The organism is Gordonia sp. GN26, assembly GCF_054823965.1.
In genome coordinates, this window is record NZ_JSYC01000141.1 from 1 (window position 1) to 1,761 (window position 1,761).

Here is a 1,761-nt window from a genome sequence, read left to right on the forward strand (position 1 = left end):
ATCGCCGTCGGCACCCCGGTCGCCGGCCGCCACCACCGGGATCTGGTCGACCTGGTCGGCATGTTCGTCGGCACCGTCGTGCTGCGGACCCACTTGGACGCGAATTCGACCTTCGCCGAACTGCTCTCGCAGGTGCGGACGGTCGACCTCGACGCCTTCGAGCACGCCGACGTGCCGTTCGACCGCCTCGTCGACGCGGTCCGGCCACGACGTTCCGCGGCCCATCACCCGCTCTTCCAGGTCGGATTCTCCTATCAGAACATCGCGCCGGCACAGCTCACTCTCGACGGGGTCGACGCCGAGATCCTCGAAATGTCGCTGGGAGTGGCGAAGTCTGATCTGCACCTGACCGTCGTGGAGCAGGGCGGATCGGGTCACGGCGGCGAAGCGCAACGCCGGGCGACGATGCGCGTGCAGTGGGACTACGACCGGGACCTGTTCGATCACAACACCGTCGAACGTTGGCACCGGCTGTGGGTCGAGCTCCTGTCCGCTGCCCTCGATGCCGCGGACACCCCGGTCGGCGACCTCGCCGCAGACTTGGTCTCCGACATGCTGACCGGGCCGGTGAGCGGGCGCGACGACGCCACCCTGACCGGGCTCCTGGCCGGCGGTGCCGCGCGAAACCCGCAGGCCGTCGCCCTCCACGACGACGCCACCGGGTCGTCGCAGACCTATGCGCAACTGTCGGCACGCGTGAACTCACTGGCCCGCACCCTGATCGACGCCGGGGTCGGTCCCGAGGTACGGGTGGCGGTCGCGATCTCACGGTCGGCGACCCTCGTCGAATCCGTCCTGGCAGTCCTGGCCGCTGGCGGCGCCTACGTCCCCGTCGACCCGGACGCGCCGGCTCGTCGGACCCGCTTGGTTGTCGACTCCTGCAGGCCGGCGGTGGTGCTGACCGCAGGGCCGCCGACAGTCCCGATCCCGGAGTACGCCGACGTCATCGACGTGACGGCTGTTCCGCCGGCCGCCACCTCGCCGGTCACCGGCGGTGAACGGATCGCGCCGCTGCGACCGGTGAACACGGCCTACGTCATCTACACCTCCGGCTCGACGGGCACGCCCAAGGGCGTCGCGGTCTCGCACCGGGCGATCGCGGCCCAATTGCGATGGAAATCCGCGGAATTCCCCCTCGGCCCCGACGACACCACCGTCCTCAAGACGGCCCTCACCTTCGACCTGTCGGTGTGGGAACTCTTCTGGCCTCTCGTCAACGGTGCCCGTCTGGTCATCGCGACCGCGCACGGTCACCGCGATCCCCGCTACATCGCCGATCTCATCGGCCGCACCGCGGTCACCGCGGCGCACTTCGTGCCATCCCTGCTCGACGCGCACCTCGACGCGGTCGCCGACATGGCCGGAACCCCGCATCCCGTGGGCCGGCTGCTGTGCATCGGCGAGGCATTGGCACCGTCGACGGCCGAGCGTGCCGCCGATGTGCTCGGCGCGCGTGTTTTCAATCTCTACGGACCCACCGAGGCAGCGGTCGGCATCACCCACCACGAGTGGACGCCCACGCCCGTGTCTTCCTCGACCACACCGTCGTCGACGGTGGCCATCGGTGTGCCAGTAGATGATTCAGGCGCGGTCGTCCTCGACACCCGCCTGCATCAGGTGCCCCTGGGCGTCGTCGGCGAGCTGTACCTGCGCGGTGTCCAGTTGGCGACTGCCTACGAGCGACGTCCCGACCTGACCGCGGACCGCTTCGTCGCCGACCCGGCAGGTACCGGCGAGCGGATGTACCGGACCGGTGACCTC

Annotated in this window: 1 protein-coding gene; it reads left to right on the top strand. The window is 69.9% G+C overall.

The features are described from left to right. Positions 1-1,761 (top strand): non-ribosomal peptide synthetase (locus OK17_RS20415; protein ID WP_461418561.1); only part of this gene is annotated, 1,761 nt, incomplete at both ends.